Source organism: Plantactinospora sonchi (genome assembly GCF_036422035.1).
Classification (GTDB): Bacteria; Actinomycetota; Actinomycetes; order Mycobacteriales; family Micromonosporaceae; genus Plantactinospora; species Plantactinospora sonchi.
In genome coordinates this window covers 366,292-383,695 of record NZ_JAZGQK010000012.1, presented here as the reverse complement: position 1 = coordinate 383,695, position 17,404 = coordinate 366,292, and the positions used below count along the sequence as shown (strand labels likewise).

Annotated in this window: 17 protein-coding genes; 8 read left to right on the top strand and 9 right to left on the bottom strand. The window is 71.8% G+C overall.

Annotation, left to right across the window (positions count from 1 at the left end):
* Positions 1 to 8: 8 nt before the first annotated feature.
* Positions 9 to 656 (top strand): TetR/AcrR family transcriptional regulator, encoded by a 648-nt coding sequence (locus tag V1633_RS15885; protein WP_331215081.1) that lies wholly within the window; start codon positions 9 to 11, stop codon positions 654 to 656.
* A gap of 758 nt (positions 657 to 1,414) precedes the next feature.
* Complete coding sequence (locus tag V1633_RS15880; RefSeq protein ID WP_331215080.1) at positions 1,415 to 1,954, top strand: DUF1062 domain-containing protein; 540 nt, start codon at positions 1,415 to 1,417, stop codon at positions 1,952 to 1,954.
* 122 nt (positions 1,955 to 2,076) lie between these two features.
* Here V1633_RS15880 and V1633_RS15875 read toward each other — a convergent pair whose 3' ends face one another.
* Complete coding sequence (locus V1633_RS15875) at positions 2,077 to 2,805, bottom strand: TetR/AcrR family transcriptional regulator (RefSeq protein ID WP_331215079.1); 729 nt, start codon at positions 2,803 to 2,805, stop codon at positions 2,077 to 2,079.
* A gap of 81 nt (positions 2,806 to 2,886) precedes the next feature.
* On the opposite strand from V1633_RS15875, the gene V1633_RS15870 reads away from it, so the two are divergent.
* The 3 genes from V1633_RS15870 to V1633_RS15860 all read left to right on the top strand — a co-directional run bounded on the left by V1633_RS15870 (position 2,887) and on the right by V1633_RS15860 (position 5,625).
* Positions 2,887 to 3,963, top strand: a complete 1,077-nt coding sequence (locus V1633_RS15870) for an amidohydrolase family protein (RefSeq protein ID WP_331215078.1) — start codon at positions 2,887 to 2,889, stop codon at positions 3,961 to 3,963.
* 115 nt (positions 3,964 to 4,078) lie between these two features.
* The gene (locus tag V1633_RS15865; protein WP_331215077.1) at positions 4,079 to 4,483 is read left to right on the top strand and encodes a YciI family protein; all 405 of its coding nucleotides are present in this window, start codon (positions 4,079 to 4,081) and stop codon (positions 4,481 to 4,483) included.
* Positions 4,480 to 5,625 carry an RNA polymerase sigma factor gene (locus V1633_RS15860; RefSeq protein WP_331215076.1) on the top strand — a complete coding sequence of 382 codons (1,146 nt, stop codon included), beginning with the start codon at positions 4,480 to 4,482 and terminating at the stop codon, positions 5,623 to 5,625. Before V1633_RS15865 ends, V1633_RS15860 begins: the two co-directional genes overlap by 4 nt.
* Positions 5,626 to 5,772: 147 nt before the next feature.
* Here the strand turns inward: V1633_RS15860 and V1633_RS15855 are convergent, their stop codons facing one another.
* Entirely contained in the window at positions 5,773 to 6,630 is an 858-nt protein-coding gene (locus tag V1633_RS15855; RefSeq protein WP_331215075.1) for an SDR family oxidoreductase, read from the bottom strand.
* Positions 6,631 to 6,725: 95 nt separating this feature from the next.
* Between V1633_RS15855 and V1633_RS15850 the strand changes: the two genes are divergently transcribed.
* The 3 genes from V1633_RS15850 (at position 6,726) to V1633_RS15840 (ending at position 9,381) form a co-directional block, all read left to right on the top strand.
* Positions 6,726 to 7,580 carry a helix-turn-helix transcriptional regulator gene (locus tag V1633_RS15850; protein WP_331215074.1) on the top strand — a complete coding sequence of 285 codons (855 nt, stop codon included), beginning with the start codon at positions 6,726 to 6,728 and terminating at the stop codon, positions 7,578 to 7,580.
* Positions 7,581 to 7,672: 92 nt separating this feature from the next.
* The gene (locus V1633_RS15845) at positions 7,673 to 8,827 is read left to right on the top strand and encodes a hypothetical protein (protein WP_331215073.1); all 1,155 of its coding nucleotides are present in this window, start codon (positions 7,673 to 7,675) and stop codon (positions 8,825 to 8,827) included.
* Between the two features lie 212 nt (positions 8,828 to 9,039).
* The gene (locus tag V1633_RS15840; protein WP_331215072.1) at positions 9,040 to 9,381 is read left to right on the top strand and encodes an RNA polymerase-binding protein RbpA; all 342 of its coding nucleotides are present in this window, start codon (positions 9,040 to 9,042) and stop codon (positions 9,379 to 9,381) included.
* A 97-nt stretch (positions 9,382 to 9,478) separates the two neighbouring features.
* Here V1633_RS15840 and V1633_RS15835 read toward each other — a convergent pair whose 3' ends face one another.
* The 7 genes from V1633_RS15835 to kamD form a co-directional block, all read right to left on the bottom strand.
* The gene (locus V1633_RS15835; protein ID WP_331215071.1) at positions 9,479 to 10,009 is read right to left on the bottom strand and encodes an FxsA family protein; all 531 of its coding nucleotides are present in this window, start codon (positions 10,007 to 10,009) and stop codon (positions 9,479 to 9,481) included.
* Positions 10,010 to 10,072: 63 nt separating this feature from the next.
* Positions 10,073 to 10,861, bottom strand: coding sequence for a polyprenol monophosphomannose synthase (locus V1633_RS15830; RefSeq protein WP_331215070.1), 789 nt, complete (start codon positions 10,859 to 10,861; stop codon positions 10,073 to 10,075).
* The gene (gene lnt / locus V1633_RS15825; RefSeq protein WP_407952033.1) at positions 10,858 to 12,540 is read right to left on the bottom strand and encodes an apolipoprotein N-acyltransferase; all 1,683 of its coding nucleotides are present in this window, start codon (positions 12,538 to 12,540) and stop codon (positions 10,858 to 10,860) included. Before lnt ends, V1633_RS15830 begins: the two co-directional genes overlap by 4 nt.
* Before the next feature lie 584 nt (positions 12,541 to 13,124).
* Positions 13,125 to 14,465 (bottom strand): glutamate mutase L, encoded by a 1,341-nt coding sequence (locus tag V1633_RS15820; RefSeq protein WP_331215069.1) that lies wholly within the window; start codon positions 14,463 to 14,465, stop codon positions 13,125 to 13,127.
* Between the two features lie 14 nt (positions 14,466 to 14,479).
* A complete protein-coding gene (gene kal / locus V1633_RS15815) occupies positions 14,480 to 14,953 on the bottom strand; it encodes a 3-aminobutyryl-CoA ammonia lyase (RefSeq protein ID WP_331215068.1) in 474 nt (157 codons plus the stop codon).
* Positions 14,950 to 15,753, bottom strand: coding sequence for a lysine 5,6-aminomutase subunit beta (gene kamE, locus V1633_RS15810; RefSeq protein ID WP_331215067.1), 804 nt, complete (start codon positions 15,751 to 15,753; stop codon positions 14,950 to 14,952). Before kamE ends, kal begins: the two co-directional genes overlap by 4 nt.
* Entirely contained in the window at positions 15,750 to 17,399 is a 1,650-nt protein-coding gene (gene kamD, locus V1633_RS15805) for a lysine 5,6-aminomutase subunit alpha (protein ID WP_331215066.1), read from the bottom strand. The genes kamE and kamD overlap by 4 nt, the downstream gene beginning before the upstream one ends.
* Between the last annotated feature and the right edge of the window lie 5 nt (positions 17,400 to 17,404).

Here is a 17,404-nt window from a genome sequence, read left to right as displayed (position 1 = left end):
TACCAGCGATGACTCCCGCAGCCCCAGGACCGGAAGGCATCCGGCCGCCGCCGACCCGCCGCCGACCCGGGGGCCGCACCGCCCGCATTCGTACGCAGGTACTCGACGCGGTCCGCGCGGAGTTCAGCGAGCACGGTTATGACGGGCTCACCATGGACGCCGTCGCAGCCCGCGCCGGCGTGCACCGCGCAACGGTGTACCGGCGCTGGGGGGACACCGGCGGCCTGCTCGCCGACGTTCTCGACGCGGCGAGCGACGACGACTGGCAGCCACCGGACACCGGCTCGCTGGAAGGCGACCTGGCAGCACTGAACCAAGAGATACAGGCAGCCCTCACCGCACAACCGCCGATCGTGGCAGCCCTGATCGCCGCCTCGTTCCGCTCCGAGAAAGCCGCCCACGCCCAACGACGGCTCTGGGAGGACCGGTACGCCCGCTGCGAGATCGTCGTCAGCCGGGCCGTTCGGCGCGGCGAACTCCCGCCGTACACCGACGCTCGGCGACTGCTCATCGCCGCCACCGCGCCGCTGTACCACCAACTCGTGCTCCTCCGCATGCCACCCGACCCGGGCCTGCCCGACCATGCGGCCAGAACCGCCGCCCTCGCCGCAGCCGCCGGAGCCTTCACCGAAGCCCCGTCAACGAGCGACGCCTGAGGCTTGACCGGTTCCCCAGCCCTTCGAAGGCTCGCACGTGCGTTTCATAGGCGGTGTTCCCCCTGACCGCCAATTCCGTCCCTGCCAGTCTCGCCCCCTGATCGTCGACCCAGCGCCTCACGCCGCGACGGCCAGCACACCGCCGGCATGACTTTCCCTGAGCCGCACCAGATGCACTGAGCCAGGACAGGCCCGCACCGAGGCTCCGGCGTCACGTCTGCTGTCGGTGCTACACCATAATGGTCATTATGGTGTAGCCGGTCTGAGGCTCGGTTTCCGGTGGCCCAGGGGCATGTGGGCTAATTATTGGATTACCGGTATTTACAATCCGATAATTGGTCCTGGCACCTGGGACCGGCTTCCGAACGAGCGTCGCCGTGCCTTGTACGACAGTGCCGCCGCGGCCTCCCTCGCGGGCAGGGTCGTTCTGTGCCTCCGGAGGCCTCCGCTACGCCGTCGCCCTGGTCGTGGCCGCGCCCGGCACCGGCGACGCTCCGACCAGAAACCGTTTGAGCCAACGCTCCGGCTTCCCGTAGGTTGCCTGCGGCCCACCACGCTGAGGACAGAGGACATAACCGCGTGACCCCGCCCGCTCTCTAGACCTGACTGCCACTCACCGGTAGCCGACGCTCCCGTCGGTTCTGCCGGGCTGCCCTCACGCGCCCGGTCATACCGCGTTTGAGGTCGCGCGCAATCGACCTCGTGTCAGGTCTCAAGAGATCAGGTCCGAAGAAATCATGTCTTCACAACCTCATATCGTGCTGCCCTGGGTCGTTCGTCGGACCCGGCTGCCCCTGCTGTCGATGCGGTGTGTCGACTGCCGGTCCGAGTCGGCGACCACCGGCGCGGGCAGGTTCCGCGTCAACGCCAACGGCAAACTGCTGGACGTGTGGCTGCTGGTCCGCTGCGTAAGCTGCGACCGGACGAGCAAGCTCACCGTGCACGAGCGCACGCCGGTGACATCCTTCGATCCGGCCGAGCTGCACGGCTACGGCGTCAACGATCCGGATCTGGTGGCGGCCAGGCTGTTGGATCCGCTGCTCGCCCGGCGCAACCATTTCACCCTGGACTGGACGGGGGCCTGGCGGCTGGACACCCCGTCGGCGTGGCCCGATCAGGCGTGGCCGGTCCAGGTGCAGGTGGTCTTCGAGGATCCGGTACCGGTGCGCCCGGAACGGCTCATCGCACAGGGGCTCGGCGTCAGCCGCAGCGAGGTACTGCGCCGGACCAAGTGCGACATTCCGCTGCATCGTCGAACGAGCACCGGATTCACCTTCACCGTGCTCGCCGGCGACTGACGGGGCGGGTAGCCGGGCGGACCGCCCGGCTACCCGCCCTACGCCCGCTGCGTGCCCCGGACGCGCACAGCGGTTGCCGCCAAGCCGACGATCCTCGACCTGAGGTCGGTCATGGGGTGCGGTTATGCGGACAGTCGCTGGAGCCATTCCGTCAGAAGTTGCTGTTCGGCCTGACTGAGGGCCTTCTGGCCGGACAGTGCCGCGCGCAGGGCACGGGCAGCGCCGCGCGGCCCCGGTTCCTCCACCGCCGGTTCCTGGGTGGTGATGGTGGTGATCATCGATTCGCGCAGGGCGACAAGGAGCGCGGGGTCTCGCTCGGGCTCGGGGACGGACTGCCAGGTCAGGACGGCGCCGCTGGCGGTGGCGTGGACGATCTGGGCGGCGAGTCCCTCTTCCACGCGCAGGAGCCCCGCGCCGGCGATGCGACGGATCCGGTCCATGAGGAGTTCGAGGCCGGTCCGGAACACGGTCGTAGACCGGGCGGGTTCGCCGTACATCAGTGCGTACAACGCGGGGTTGGTCAGTCCGAACTCGACGACGGTGTCCCAGCCGTCGCGCAGTTCCTTGACCGGGTCCTGCGGTGTGGGCTCGATCTGCTGCTTGACTGCCAGGAACCGGGTGAATCCGTGCTCGGCCACCGCGTCCAGCAGCCCCTTCTTGTCGCCGAACAGCCGGTAGAGGGCCGGCGGCTGCAGTCCGGCGGCGTCTGCGACCGCCCGGGTGGTGACCGCGTCGCGTCCCCCGCGCTCCAGCAGGCCCGTCGCGGCGTCGATGATCCGGCGGCGCGTCTGCTCTCGCGCGGCGGCGCCGGGCTCCGCGGCGCGTGGGGTGCGGGTCGGTTCAACAGCCATAGAAGCAACGATACGACCTCGGAACTGAGGTGGTATCACTGTTATCAGCTTCATGTTTCCATCGCTGCTATCATCGGTATCGTGGCTACGGTTTCAACGGAAACAGCGAGGAGAACTGTCGTGTCCGACCGTTTGCGGATCATCGGGGTGGAAGAGACCGTTGTCGTGCCCGCCGTCTACGAGGCGTACCAGCGGGCCGGATCGCCGCAGATTTTCTCGCGGGGCTTCGGGGACAGCCCGATCGCGAAGAACCTGCACGACGTCGGTGAGCAGCGGCTGGCGCACATGGACGATCAGGGAATCGACGTTGCCGTGCTGTCCCTGTCGTCTCCGGGCGTGCAGGACCTGCCGGAGACCGACGCCGTGGCGGTGGCGCGCGAGGCCAATGACCAGCTTGCCGCGATCGTCGCCTCCCGGCCCGACCGCTTCCAGGCGTTCGCCGCGATTCCCACCCAGTCGCCGGCGGCGGCCGCGGCCGAGCTGGAGCGCGCCGTATGCGAGCTGGGCTTTCCCGGAGCCATGCTGTACGGCCGCACCGGGGACAAGCTGGCCGATCACCCGGACAACGACGAGCTGTACGCGATGGCCGAGCGGTTGGCCGTGCCGCTGCACTTCCACCCGCAGACACCGGTTCAGCCCGTCATCGACGCCTACTACTCCGACCTCCCCGAGCCCATGGGCCCCGTACTGGCCGGAGCCGGACTCGGCTGGTACTACGACCTCGGCATCCAGTACCTGCGCATGATCTTCTCGGGGGTCTTCGACCGGTTCCCCGACCTGCAGGTGATCGCCGGGCACTGGGGCGAGGTCGTGATGTTCTACCTCGACCACACCGGCTTCTTCGGCGAGGCGGGTCGCCTGCGCCAGCCCCTGGCGGACTACTTCAAGAACCACTTCTGGGTCGCCGGCAGCGGCACCAACAGCCCCCGCTACCTGCGCTGGACCGCCGAAGTGATGGGCACCGACCGGATGCTGTACTCCACCGACTACCCCTTCACCTACGGCTTCCGCCCCGGCGGCTTCCCCTACGTCGACACCAGCAACGGTGAAGCTCGCTCCTTCCTGGAGAACTCACCGTTCACCGACGAACAGAAGGCTGACATCGGCCACCGCAACTGGGAACGCCTCACCGCCCGCGCCAAGCGCCCGACGGCCTGAAACGCCACCTACAGGATCCGCGATGATGTGATGGCCGTCACAGGCGAGACTGTCGAGAACGTGGCCGCGGCTCCGTCCCCGGGGCACAGGACGGACCGAACCAAGGAGAAACACCATGAAGTACCTGCTGCTGAAGCACTACCGCGGAGCGCCGGCACCGGTCAACGACACGCCGATGGACCGGTGGACGCCGGAGGAGGTCGACGCCCACATGCAGTACATGCGCGACTTCGCGGCCCGCCTGGAGGAGACGGGCGAATACGTCGACGGCCAGGCACTGGCACCCGAGGGCGCGTTCGTACGGTACGACGGCGAGGGGCGCCCGCCGGTGACCGACGGCCCGTTCGCCGAGACCAAGGACCTCATCGCCGGTTGGATGATCATCGACGTGGAGTCCTGGGACCGCGCGGTCGAGCTGGCCGGGGAGCTGTCCGCCGCCCCCGGCGCGGGCGGCGAGCCGATCCACGAGTGGCTCGAGGTGCGGCCGTTCCTCACCGAGTCGGCCACGATCACCGAGTGAACGAGCAGTTGCTGCGGGAGCTCGTACCCGCGGTGATCGGTATCCTCGGCCGGCGCGGAGCGGACTTCGCGTCGGCCGAGGACGCCGTACAGGAAGCCCTGATCCGGGCGCTGGAGACCTGGCGGGACGATCCACCGCGCGACCCGAGGGCGTGGCTGGTCGCGGTGTCGTGGCGGAAGTTCCTCGACGCCGTCCGAGCCGAGGCGTCGCGGCGCGGGCGGGAGCTCACGGTGGCGGTCGAACCGCCCGCCGGTCCGGCGCCGGCGGTGGACGACACGCTGCGACTGTTCTTCCTGTGCGCGCACCCGACGTTGCCGCAGGCGGCAGCCGTCGCGTTGACACTGCGTGCGGTCGGTGGGCTGACCACCCGCCAGATCGCCGAGGCCTACCTGGTGCCCGAGGCGACGATGGCGCAGCGGATCAGCCGGGCCAAACGGCGGATCACGGGGCTGCCGCTCGACCAGCCGGGTGATCTCGGCACGGTGCTGCGCGTGCTGTACCTCGTCTTCAACGAGGGGTACGGCGGGAATGTCGACCTGGCGGCCGAGGCGATCCGCCTGACCCGCCAACTCGTCGCCCTGACCGACGAACCCGAGGTCGCGGGGCTGCTGGCGCTGATGCTGCTGCACCATGCGCGGCGGGCGTCCCGCATCGGCCCGGGCGGCCGTCTGGTGCCGCTGGCCGACCAGGACCGCGGTCGGTGGGACACCCGGCTGATCGCCGAGGGTGTCGAGGTCCTGCAGGCCGCGCTGGCCCGCGACCGACTGGGCGAATACCAGGCGCAGGCCGCGATCGCCGCCCTGCACGCGGACGCCCACGACGCCGCCGAAACCGACTGGGTGCAGATCGTGGAGTGGTACGACGAACTGCTGCGCCTCACCGACAGCCCGGTGGTACGGCTCAACCGGGCGGTGGCCGTCGGCGAGGCAGACGGACCACAGGTCGGCCTGGCGGCGTTGGCCGACGTGGGCCCCGACCTGCCCCGGTACGCCGCGGTGACGGCGTACCTGCAGGAACGCGCCGGTGACCTCGAACGCGCCGCCGAGGGGTACGCCGAAGCCGCCCGTGCCGCCACCAGCGTCCTGGAGCGCGACCACCTCACCCGGGAGGCCGCTCGGGTGCGGCAACTGCTGCGGCCGTGAGTCCAGGGGCGGCCCCGCCGACGGGTTCACCGTGCCGGCTGGCGTGAGCCGGACAGCCCGGCCGGATCCGATCCGCACACGCCAGCCGTTGCCGAAGAACGCCCCGCCACCATCGCCGACCCCACCGAGGAGACGGGGAGAGAGGTGTCAGTCCTTGCGGCCGGGAAGCATGGCCAACGCCTGGGAGCGCTGCGCGACAAGGTCGGCGTAGGTGCCGTCGCGTTCGGCCCAGCGATGCGTGCGGACCCCCTTCACGAGAATTTCGCGTGGGGTGGGATTTTCCGAGAGTAGTCGCATCGCCTCGGTCGCGAAGTCGTCGAGCGGCAGTGCGCGCGGGTTCACCCTCTCCTGGCCTGCCGTGGCGACGGCCGGGGGGACGAGCTCGACGACATCGACACCGGTACCGTCGAGCTGCGCGCGCAGTGCCTCGGAGTAGGCGTGCACCGCGGCCTTCGAGGCGGCGTAGCTGGGCATGGGCGGAAACGGCAGGAAGGCGATGCCGGAGGTGACGGTGATGAAGGTGCCGGCGCCGCGCCGAACCAGGTGCGGGGTGAAGGCGTCGATGACGCGGATGGTGCCGACCAGGTTGGTGTCGATCGTCCTCGCTGCCGCCTCGAAGTGCGCGGGGTCACGCAGGTCCTCGAGGAGCATGACGCCCGACATGGTCACCACCGTGTCGAGCCCGGGGTAACGGGCGAGCACGGCGTCACGGCCAGACGCGACAGAGGCGCTGTCGGTGACGTCGATGCTGAACGTACCGAATCCTTCCCCGGCGAGTGCCGAGAGTGCCTCCGGGCTGCGGCCGCCCACGGCCACGGTGCTGCCCGCCACGGCGAACCGCCGGGCCAGCTCTCGTCCGATACCCGAGGTCCCGCCGACGATGAGAACGGTGCGGTTGGAGAGATCCACCAGATCTTCCCTTCGATCCAGTGCGCCGACGACGTTCAGATCCGCGACGCAGACGATGATCCTTCTGTCCCTTCCCGGAAGGAGGGGTGCGACCAAGTCTCGACGGTCTTCGCCGGACGTGGCAGGACCCCGTTTTCCCTGGTCCTGCCAGGGCCCCCGCTGACGCGGGCGCACGGTACTACGGTGTCGATATGAAGGACGGGGAATCCGGCAACCGGCTCGGCAGCTACCTTCGTGCCCGGCGTGAGCTGGTCTCGCCGGCGCAGGCCGGACTCCCGTCCGGTGGTAACCGCCGGGTGCCCGGCCTGCGCCGTGAGGAAGTCGCCCTCCTCGCGGGAATCAGTCCCGACTACTACCTGCGCCTGGAACGGGGCCGTGACAAGAACCCGTCACCGCAGGTCCTCGAAGCACTCGCGCGCGTCCTGCAACTCGACGACATCGAGCGGACGTACCTGCTCAGCCTCGTGGCGGCGCGCCCCAGGACGCCGCGCCGCACGCGGCCCGAGCACGTACCGGCACGAGTGCACGAGTTGCTCGCCCACCTTCAGATCCCCGCCTTCGTCGAGGGGCGCGCGTTTGACGTCCTGGCCGCCAACCCCATGGCTGTCGCGTTGTCCCCCCGCCTGCGCCCCGGCCAGAACCGGCTCCGTTCGCTCTTCCTCGATCCCGAGGAGCAGGCCTTTCACCAGGACTGGGCAACAGCCGCCGTCGACTTCATCGCCACCCTTCGCACCACCATCGGGGACGACACCGAGAACCCCCGGTTCGTCGAGCTCGTCGGAGAACTCGCACTGTCCAGTCAGCGGTTCCGTGCCCTGTGGGCCCGCCACGACGTCCGCACGCTCAGCGGAGGCACAACCACCGTCTACCATCCCGTCGTCGGTGAACTACGCCTCCACCGGGACAAACTTCCCATCGAAGATGTCATCCTCGTCGTCTACTACCCGGACAGGGACAGCGACAGCGACGAGAAACTGCGGCTGCTCGCCGCGCTCTCCCACAGCGAGCCCGCCGGCACCGGGCACGACAGACCCGGCCCGCAGTGATCATGACACCGCCGACCGCGGTCCCGGCCGGCGGCGCCGCAGGTCCGCGTCCCGGCCGTCGACCAAGCGCCGGCCACTAGACTTCCCCGGCGATGGACCCGCAGACCCCCGCCCCGGACCAGACCGTCGAGACCCGACCGTGCGCCCACTGTGGACGACCGGTGCCGCAGCGGGCCGCCGCCGGCCGACCGTTCCGCTACTGCCGGGACAACGACGGCGCCTGCCAGCGCGCCTCCCGTAACCAGCGGATGCGGCAACGCGACGCCCCCGGCCTCGCCGGCCAGGTCGCCCGCGCCTGGGAACTCGTCGACCGGCTCGACCAGATGACCGGAACCCTCAGCGAGGCGCTACACGCCGAACTGTCCCCGGCCGGAGTGGAACGGCAACTCGCCGAGGTTCGGGCCGAGGCCGCCACCCAGATCGCCGCCGCGCACACCGAACGGGACGAGGCGCGCCGCGAGGCCGAGACCGCGGCGCAGACCCTGCACCAGGCCCAGCAGGCGGCGATCGCCGCGGCCGCCGACCGGGCCGCCGCGCGGGAAGAGTCGCAGCGGGCCGCCGAACTCGCCGACCGGGCCCGTGCCGAGGCGGCCGCCGCGTTCGCCGCCCGGGACGCCGCCGCGCAGGCGGAGAGCGCGGCGCTCGCGCTGCGTACCCAGGCGGAGCGGGACCGCGACGCGGCCCGCCGGGAAGTCGCGGCGCTGCGCGCCGAAGCCGACGCCGACCGGCGGCGGCTGGCCGACCTGACCCGGGAGCGGGACACCGACCGGGCCGCCGCCGAGCACGCCGAACGGACTGCCGCCGAGGCCCGCGCCGCCGCCGACACCGCCCGCGGCACGGCCACCGACGCGCTCGCCGCCGCCGACCGGTACCGGGCCGAGGCCGCCGAGGCCCGTACCGCCGCCGAGACCGCCACCCGGGACGCCGACCGGGCCCGCGCCGAGGCGCGGCAGGCGGAGACCGCGGCCACCCAGGCCCGCGCGGACGCCCGGGCCGCCCAGACGGACCGGGACCGGGTCGTCGCCGACCTACGCGACGCCCGGGACGCCGCGGCCGCCGCCGAGGCCCGGCTGGCGGACCTGACGGTGCGCCTCGCCGCCGCCGAAGCCGAACGGGACGCGGCCCGCGGCAGCGCCGCGCAGCTCACCACCCAGGTCAGCGACCTGGCGGCGGCGCTGGCCAGCCTCAGCGCCCGGGCCGCCGCCGGTGCCCAGCCGGCGGCTCCGGGACCCGCCCCGACCGGCTGACCCACGGCCCGGTGCGCCGGCAAGCCACGAACCGGCCGGGACAGGCACAATTCGCCCCCAGCCAGGGTGACCCCGGTCACTCAGCCGTTGATCCGGCTACGCTTCGAACGTTCGACGACACGTAGGTTTCTGACACCGGGCGGGAATCGCCCACCCGGCACATGTCGTTACAACGATAAGAACCAGCATCACGACCGAGGGGAAAGCCGATCATGGGCGAGCGCATGCTGCGCGGGAGCCGTCTGGGAGCAGTGAGCTACGAGTCCGACCGCAACACCGAGCTTGCCCCGCGACAGACCCGAGAGTACCTCTGCGCCAAGGGCCACCAGTTCGAGGTGCCGTTCGCCGTCGACGCCGAGGTCCCGATGACCTGGGAATGCAAGTTCGACGGCAGCGTCGCCCGGCTCGTCGACGGCAGCGAGCCCGAGCAGAAGAAGGCCAAGCCGCCACGCACCCACTGGGACATGCTGCTCGAGCGCCGGTCGATCGCCGAACTGGAGAACATTCTCGCCGAACGGCTCGAAGAGGTCCGTACCCGGCGCGGCCGGGCCTGACCAGCGACACGCCGCATCCCGCACCGCCCCCACCGGCAGCCGCCGTGGGGGCGGTGTTCTTTGTCGACGGCGTCCGGACAGCCGGAACCGACACCGTTCAGTGCCCGCGCGGCTCCACGATCTCACCCTCGATTGCCGGCCCCCGGCCGACCGACGACGGCGGCGGGGGGACCGGCGGCTCGGTGTGCTCCGTACGGGTCCCGGCCCGCCGTACCCGCACCCGCCGCGGCCCGAACAGGTCCCCGGCGACCGCCGCGGACACCCGACGCTCCGCCGCCCGCTGCACCCCCCGACGAGCCAGCCGCCGTACCGGCGGAAGCACCAGAAGCAGCCCCGCGGCGCCCGTCACCAGACCCGGCACAGCGAGCAGGATCCCGGCCAGCAGGCCGACCAGACCGTTCGTGACCTGCTCCCCCGGCGGCTGACCGCCCTGCGCCGCGGCCCGGAAACCCCGCCAGGCCCGCATCCCCTCACGGCGCAGCAGCACCAGCCCCGCCGCCGACACGGCCAGCAGCAGCAGAATCGCCCAGCCGAAACCGATCCCATGACCGACCAGCACGAACACCGTGATCTCCACGACCACGGTCAGCAGCAGTGCCAGCGGCACGAACCTGAGCCCTCGGCGCATGTCACCCCATCCGGATGTCGGAACCACAAGTGTCCCGTCCATCCAGCATGACACGCCAGCCCGTCACGGCCACCGTGACCGCTGGTCGCGTCCGCCGCCCCGACCCGACGCCGGCCGCCGGTCGAACACCGACCAGAGCGTCACCCGCCACAACGCCTCACCGATGATCACCGGGCTCATCTTGCTCGCCCCCCGCTCCCGCTCGGCGAACGTGATCGGCACCTCGACCGTACGCAGCCCCGCCCGGTGCGCCCGCCAGGAGAGCTCCACCTGGAACGAGTAGCCCTGCGAGGCGACCGACTCCAGGTCGAGCCGACGCAACGCCGGCACCCGGTACACCCGGAACCCGCCCGTCGCGTCCGACAACGGCATCCCCAACGCGACCCGGGTGTAGAGGTTCCCGCCCCGGGACAGCAACTGCCGACGACGCGGCCAGTTCACCACCCGCCCACCAGCCGTCCACCGCGAACCGATCACCACATCGGCGTCCCGGGCCGCCTCCAGCAGCCGGGGCAGCTCCTCCGGGGCGTGCGAACCGTCCGCGTCCATCTCGACGACCGCGTCGTAGCCGCGGTCCGCGGCCCATCCGAACCCGGCCACGTACGCCGCCCCGAGACCCTGCTTACCGGCCCGGTGCAGGACGTGGACCCGGCCGTCCGCCCGCGCCATCCGGTCCGCGAGCGCACCGGTGCCGTCCGGGCTGTCGTCGTCGACGACCAGGACCTCGACCGCCGGCACCGACCGCCGGATCCGGTCGACGATCACCGTGACGTTGTCGGCCTCGTTGTAGGTCGGAACCACCACCAGGACCCGACCCACCCCCGCAACACCCGCCCCGTCCGCCTCATTCACCGCTCCTCCGCATCCGCCGGGTCGCCGGCCGTCGCCGTACCCGCCACGGGAACCGGACGACGACGGACCACCACCGCCGCGGCCAGGGCCGCCACCGCCACCGCCAACAGCGCCAACTCGGGCCAGACACCGACCCGGGTCGCGACCGTACGGGCATCCCCGAGGCGCATCTGCCGGGTCACCACCGCACTCGTGTTGAACCCGGTCGCGCCGGTTACCCGCCCGTCGGCCCCGACGAACCCCGAAACACCGACCGTGGAGGCCATCAACGCCTCCCGGCCGTGCTCCACCGCCCGCAGCCGTACCATCGCCAGCTGCTGCTCCGCCTCGGCCGCGTTGAACGTCGCGTTGTTCGTCTGCACCACCAGCACCCGCGCCCCACCGGTCACGGTGTCCCGGACCAGCCCGTCGTAGGCGACCTCGAAACAGATCACGTCCCCCAACGGCACCCCGCCGACCCGCAGCACCCCCGGCCGCTCACCGGCCACGAAGTCGTTACGGACCCGGTCGACCTCCTTGCTGACCATCCGGGCGATCGACCGCAACGGGATGTACTCGGCGAACGGCACCGGATGCCGCTTGACGTACATCTGGGACGGGTCCAGGCCGGTACCCGGCAACCACACCAGCCCCGCGTTACGCACCTGCCCCTCGCCCGGACCGAGCAGCACCGCGCCGACCAGGATCGGCGCCGCGACCGCGTCGGCGGCCGCCGAGATCCGGGCCGCCGCGTCCGGGTTACGGGTCGGGTCGATGTCGCTGGAGTTCTCCGGCCAGACCACCAGGTCCGGCCGCCGCTCCTCGCCGGCCGCCACCCGACCGGCCAGCGCGATGGTCGCGTTGACGTGGTTGTCCAACACCGCCCGCCGCTGCGCGTTGAAGTCCAACCCCATCCGCGGCACGTTGCCCTGGATGATCGCGACCGTCGCGGTATCCGCCCCGGACCCGACACCCACCGGCAGCAGCAGACCAGCCACGGCGACCACCAGCGCCCCGGCGACCAGACCGACGGCCCGCACCCGGCCGGCGACACCCAGCCCCCGCCACGGCCGCCACAGCGCCGCGACCAACAGCCCACCAGCCACGGCGACGCCGAAGGTGACCAGCGGTGCCCCGCCCAGCGCGGCCAGCCGCAGCAGCGGCGAATCCCCCTGACTGAACGCGAGCCGCCCCCACGGGAACCCACCGAACGGGGTCCGGTCCCGCAACGCCTCCTGAGCCACCCACAACACACCGGTGACCACCGGCCACACCCACCGGACCCGGTCGGTCAACACACTCGTCGCCGCGATCCCGGCCCCGAGCAGCCCCAGGTAGCACGCCTGCAACCCGGACAACAGCAGCCACGGCAGATTGCCGGTGTAAAGGTTCGTCCAGCTCAGCATCGGCACGAACAGGACCAGCCCGGCGACCGCCCCCAACCCGAACCCGGCCCGGATCCGACGACGGTGCACGGCCGCGGTGAGCAGCGCCACACCGACCGGCGCCAACCACCAGAACCCGAACGGCGGAAACGCCGACAGCAGCGCCAGCCCGGCCAGTGCCGCGGCGGCCAACCCCACCAGCAGCGGCAGCGGCCGCCCGGCCCGATCCGGTCGACCATGCCCACCCGAACCGACCGGCCCTCTCGGCGGCGGCCCGTCGCCGCCGCCCGCAACCGTCGTCCCGGCCGTGTCCACCACAGTCACGCGTGCCTCACCGTCATGTCGGTCGCCACCGACGACCGGCGGCGGGTGGGGATCCACCCGCGGAAGGCTACCGGCCCGGAGACGAAAATCGGGGCGCGGCCGACAGCCGCGCCCCGATGCTCCCAGGCCCTTCCCGGCCGGTGTGGTCAGGGAGCCGCACCACGACCTTCGGACCGACCGGACGCGAACTGGCTGTTCCCGTCAGGCCGTTGTCTACTGGCCGTCCGCACCACCCTGCCCATGCACCGGTAACCGCGGCCGGTTCGCGCCGCCCCGCCGACCCCCGCCCGCTGGACCTGGCCGTCGCGACACATCGATACACATGTCACTCGGCCAGCGGACGAAGGGACGAAGCGAACAGCAGCCGCTTCCCGTTGTAGGACTCAAAGACGGTACGTGGTCACCCCCGGGCGCTGTCAACTGCCCCCGGGCCAGTCGTCCGATTCGGTCCGGCGTGTCGCGTCCGGCGGGTCGTCGAGCGCGGCGAACATCACACCGCGCGACGACCACCGTCACCCGAAGCCCGGCATGACCTCACGTTCCGCGACCAGAAATCCCCGCGCCACGGCCGACCGTCACCGCCGCTCCAGATGCCGGCGCAGCAACCCCGCCACCGCCTCCGGATACCGCCCCGCCAACAGCCCGGCCGCCGCCAACACGTAGTCCACGTCCAGGACCGGACACGCCTCCCGAGGCACCGGCCAACCACCACCGTGGTCGGTCAACACCGCGTCCAGCACCCCACCGGCGACCGCCGGCCCGGCATGGCGCAGCACCCCACCGGAGCCGACCAGCAGCCGCACATCCCGCAGATCCCGGGCCGGCACACCCGCCGAACCACCACCGCGCGCGTGTCGACGTACCGCCACCACCGCCGCCAACGTGGCGATCCGCCGCTCCACCGCCCGCCCCGCCGGATCCTCGACCAACCGACCCGGATCCGCCGCCAACACCTCCGCCGCCTGCGCCAGCGGCCCGTCCTCACCCGGACCCAGCAGCCGCTCCGCCGCGGCGGCCGCGACCACCCCCGGCGCGCTCCACCGCATCCCCAGATCACCCTCGACGGTCCGGGCCCGCCACAACGTGCCGGCCGCCGCCGCCCCCGGCCCACCGGCCCGCTCGTCCGGCACCAGCACCGAATACACGTCCGTGGTCGCCCCGCCCACATCCACCACCGCCAGATCCCCACCAACCAGGTCGGCGAGGGCGGCGACCCCGGTCAACACCGCGTCCGGGGTCGCCGCCCGCACCAGCCGGGCGAACCGGGCCCCCCGGGACAACCGCTTGCCACCGATCACATGCCGCAGGAACACCTCCCGGATCGCCGCCCGGGCCGGACCCGCGACCAGGACCCCGATCGCCGGCAACACGTTCTCGGTCACCGTCACCGGCACCCCCCGACCGGCCAGCGACTCCCGCACCCGAGGCGCCGCCTCCACGTTCCCGGCGACCACCACCGGCGTACGCCACCGCGCCCCGGCCAACCGGCCGGCGTTGTGCAGCAGCACCTCCGCGTCCCCGCCGTCGGTCCCGCCGACCAGCAGCACCACGTCCGGCCGGGCCGCCCGCAACGCCACCAACCCCGCCTGGTCCAGCCGTCCCGCCGCCACGTGCACCACCCGGGCCCCGGCCGACAACCCGACCTGGTGACCGGCCCGCGCCGTGATCAGCCGCTCGTAGCCGAGCACCGCGAGCCGCAACCCACCGCCAGCCGACGAACAGACGTACCACGGCGCCGACGAGACGCCCGACAGGCCGGCGGTGGCGTCACCGACCGCCGCGTCCAAGCCGTGCAGCACATCGGTGCCGACCGTCGTCGGCCGCGCCGCCGCACCCAGCAGCCCACCGCCGGCAAGATCGACCACCGCCACCTTCGTCCAGGTGGAGCCGACATCGGCGCAGATCACATACGACATCGGCACCGCCACCACTACCGCGGTTCGGTGGCCGGCCCCGACCCGCCGGACACGTCAGCACCCGACCCGGCACCGACCGGCACCACCACCGTGCCGACCGCGGTCACCGCCACCAACGGCGGATCCACCACCTCCGCCGCCGACGGCCCCCGGTCCGGCCGGCCCCGACACACCACCCGGCAGACGAAGTCCACCGTCCGGCTCCGGGTACCGACCCGGGTCACCGTCGCCACCACCTCGACCACGTCCCCGGCCCGTACCGGCGCCAAAAACCGCACATCCGAATAGCCGGCGAACAACCCCTCGTCGCCATCCGCCCGGATACACACCTCGGTCGCCGCATCCCCGAACAACCCCAACGCGTACGCCCCGTCGACCAGGCTCCCCGCGTAGTGCGCATGCCCGTACGGCACATACCGCCGATGCGTCACCGACAACCCGAGACGCGGATCGTCGACCGACCCGCCACCGGAAACCTGACCCGTCATCCCGCCACTCCCGTCCCCGCCGCCGGACGGGTCGACCCGACCCGCCCCGCCCGAGCCGCCGACGCGGCCGGCACCAACCGATGCACCAGATAACTCGCCACCTCACGCGGCGTCGTACCCCGACCGAAGATCCGATCCACCCCGAGCTCGGCCGCCATCGACTCGTCGAACCGCGGACCACCCACCACCAGCAACGGCCGCCGCCCCGCCGGCAACGCCTCCCGGAACGCCGCCGACATCTCCCGCACGTTCTGCAGATGCGCGTCCCGCTGCGTCACCACCTGCGACACCAGCACCGCGTCCGCCCGCGCCGCCCGCGCCGACGCCACCAGATCCGGCACACTCACCTGCGCCCCCAGGTTCGTCACCGCCAACTCCCGGTAGTACTCCAGGCCCTTCTCCCCGGCGACCCCCTTCACGTTCAGGATCGCGTCGATGCCCACCGTGTGCGCGTCCGTGCCGATACACGCCCCCACCACCGACAACTTCCGCCGCAGCCGCCGTCGAACCACCGCGTTGACGTCCTTCGCCGACAACAACGGAAAGTCCCGCTCCACCACCCGCACCGCCGACAGGTCCACCAGATGGTTCACCCGCCCGTACACGACGAAGAACGTGAACCCGTCACCCATCTGCCGGGCATGCACCAACAACGCCGGCTCCAGCCCCATCTTCGCCGCCAACTGCAGCGCCGCACCCTCCGCCCGCTTGTCGTGCGGTACCGGCAGGGTGAACGACACCTGCACCATCCCGTCCCCGGTGCTGTCCCCGTACGGCCGCACCACCGCCCCGCCCGTCACGACACCCCACCCCCCGCAGCCGACAGACCCGCCTCCAACAACTCCGTCGCCGGGTTGTAGTAGCCGTCGGCGTGCGCCACCACCCCGTCCAGACCCCGACCCCGATCCGCCGGCCGCTTCGTGATCCCGAACGTGCCGTCCCCGATCGCCGCCAACAACCCCTCGTCGACGATCCGCGCCAACAACCCCTCCGCCTCACCCAACACCTGATGCGCCCGCCGCTGGATGAACCCACCCGGCACCGGCACAAAATCCTCGTGCAGCCCACCCGCCGCCCCGAGCACGTACCGCACGTTCTGCAGAGCGATGTCCCGGTCCGACAACCACGGCGTCACCACCGCCTCGGTCATCATCCCCACCAGCAGAATCCCCTGCCCGGTCAACGTCCCCGCCAGATTGAAGAACCCGTCCAGCAGATTCCCCCGGAACACGTCACCGGTCATGTGCCGGGTCGGCGGCATCCACTTCAACGGCGCGTCCGGAAACAACTCCCGCGCCAACAGGGCATGCGCCAACTCCAACCGGAACGACTCCGGCACATCCGGATCGATCTCGAACGCGTGCCCCAGCCCCAACTGCCAGTCCGCCAACCCCGCCTCGTGCGCGAAATACTCGTTCAACAACTGCGACACCGTCACCGTGTGCGCGTCCGCGACCGCGTCCGCCGTCGTCAGATAGTTGTCCTCACCCGTGTTGATGATGATCCCCGCCCGGGCGTGCACCTGCCGGGAAAACCGCTGGTCCACAAAGGTCCGCACCGGATTGATGTCCCGGAACAGAATCCCGTACATCGAATCGTTCAACATCATGTCCAGCCGCTCCAGCCCGGCCAGCACCGCCATCTCCGGCATGCACAACCCCGACGCGTAGTTCGTCAACCGCACGTACCGGCCCAACTCCCGCGACGACGAATCCAACGCCGCCCGCATCAACCGGAAGTTCTCCTGCGTCGCGTACGTCCCCGCGTACCCCTCCCGGGTCGCCCCCTCCGGCACGTAGTCCAACAACGACTGACCCGTCGACCGGATCACCGCGATCACGTCCGCACCCGCCCGCGCCGCCGCCTGCGCCTGCGGAATGTCCTCGTAGATGTCCCCGGTCGCCACGATCAGATAGATCCACGGCCGACGACCCCCACCCGTCGACGGCGGCCCCCCGAACCGGCGCACCAACCGCTCCCGCTCCGCACGCCGCCGGTCGACCCGCCGCAACCCCACCCCGACCGACCGCCGCGCCGCCACCGCCGCCGACCGCCGCACCCGACCCGACGGCAGCCCGAACCGCACCGACCCCGCCGCCGCCTTCTGCGCCAACAACGTCAACGCCGCACCGACATCCTGACCCGCCGCCGGCGCACCGAACTCCCGCGCCAACGCGTCGAAGACCGGCAACGCCACCCCGTGCGCCAACCCCACCTCGGCAACCACCGCGTCCACCAGCCGGTTCACCCACGGAATACCGTCCGGATCCGCCCCGACCACCCCGGCCAGCCGCAACACCGCCCGCTCCACCGACACCGTCGTATGCCCACGCGCCAACTCCACCACCGGCGCACCGGCCCGCCGCGCCAACTCCCGGACCCGCCGCACCAACACCGGATCCAGGCCCAACTTCCCGCCGACCCGCGGCCCGTCAACCCCCGACACCGACG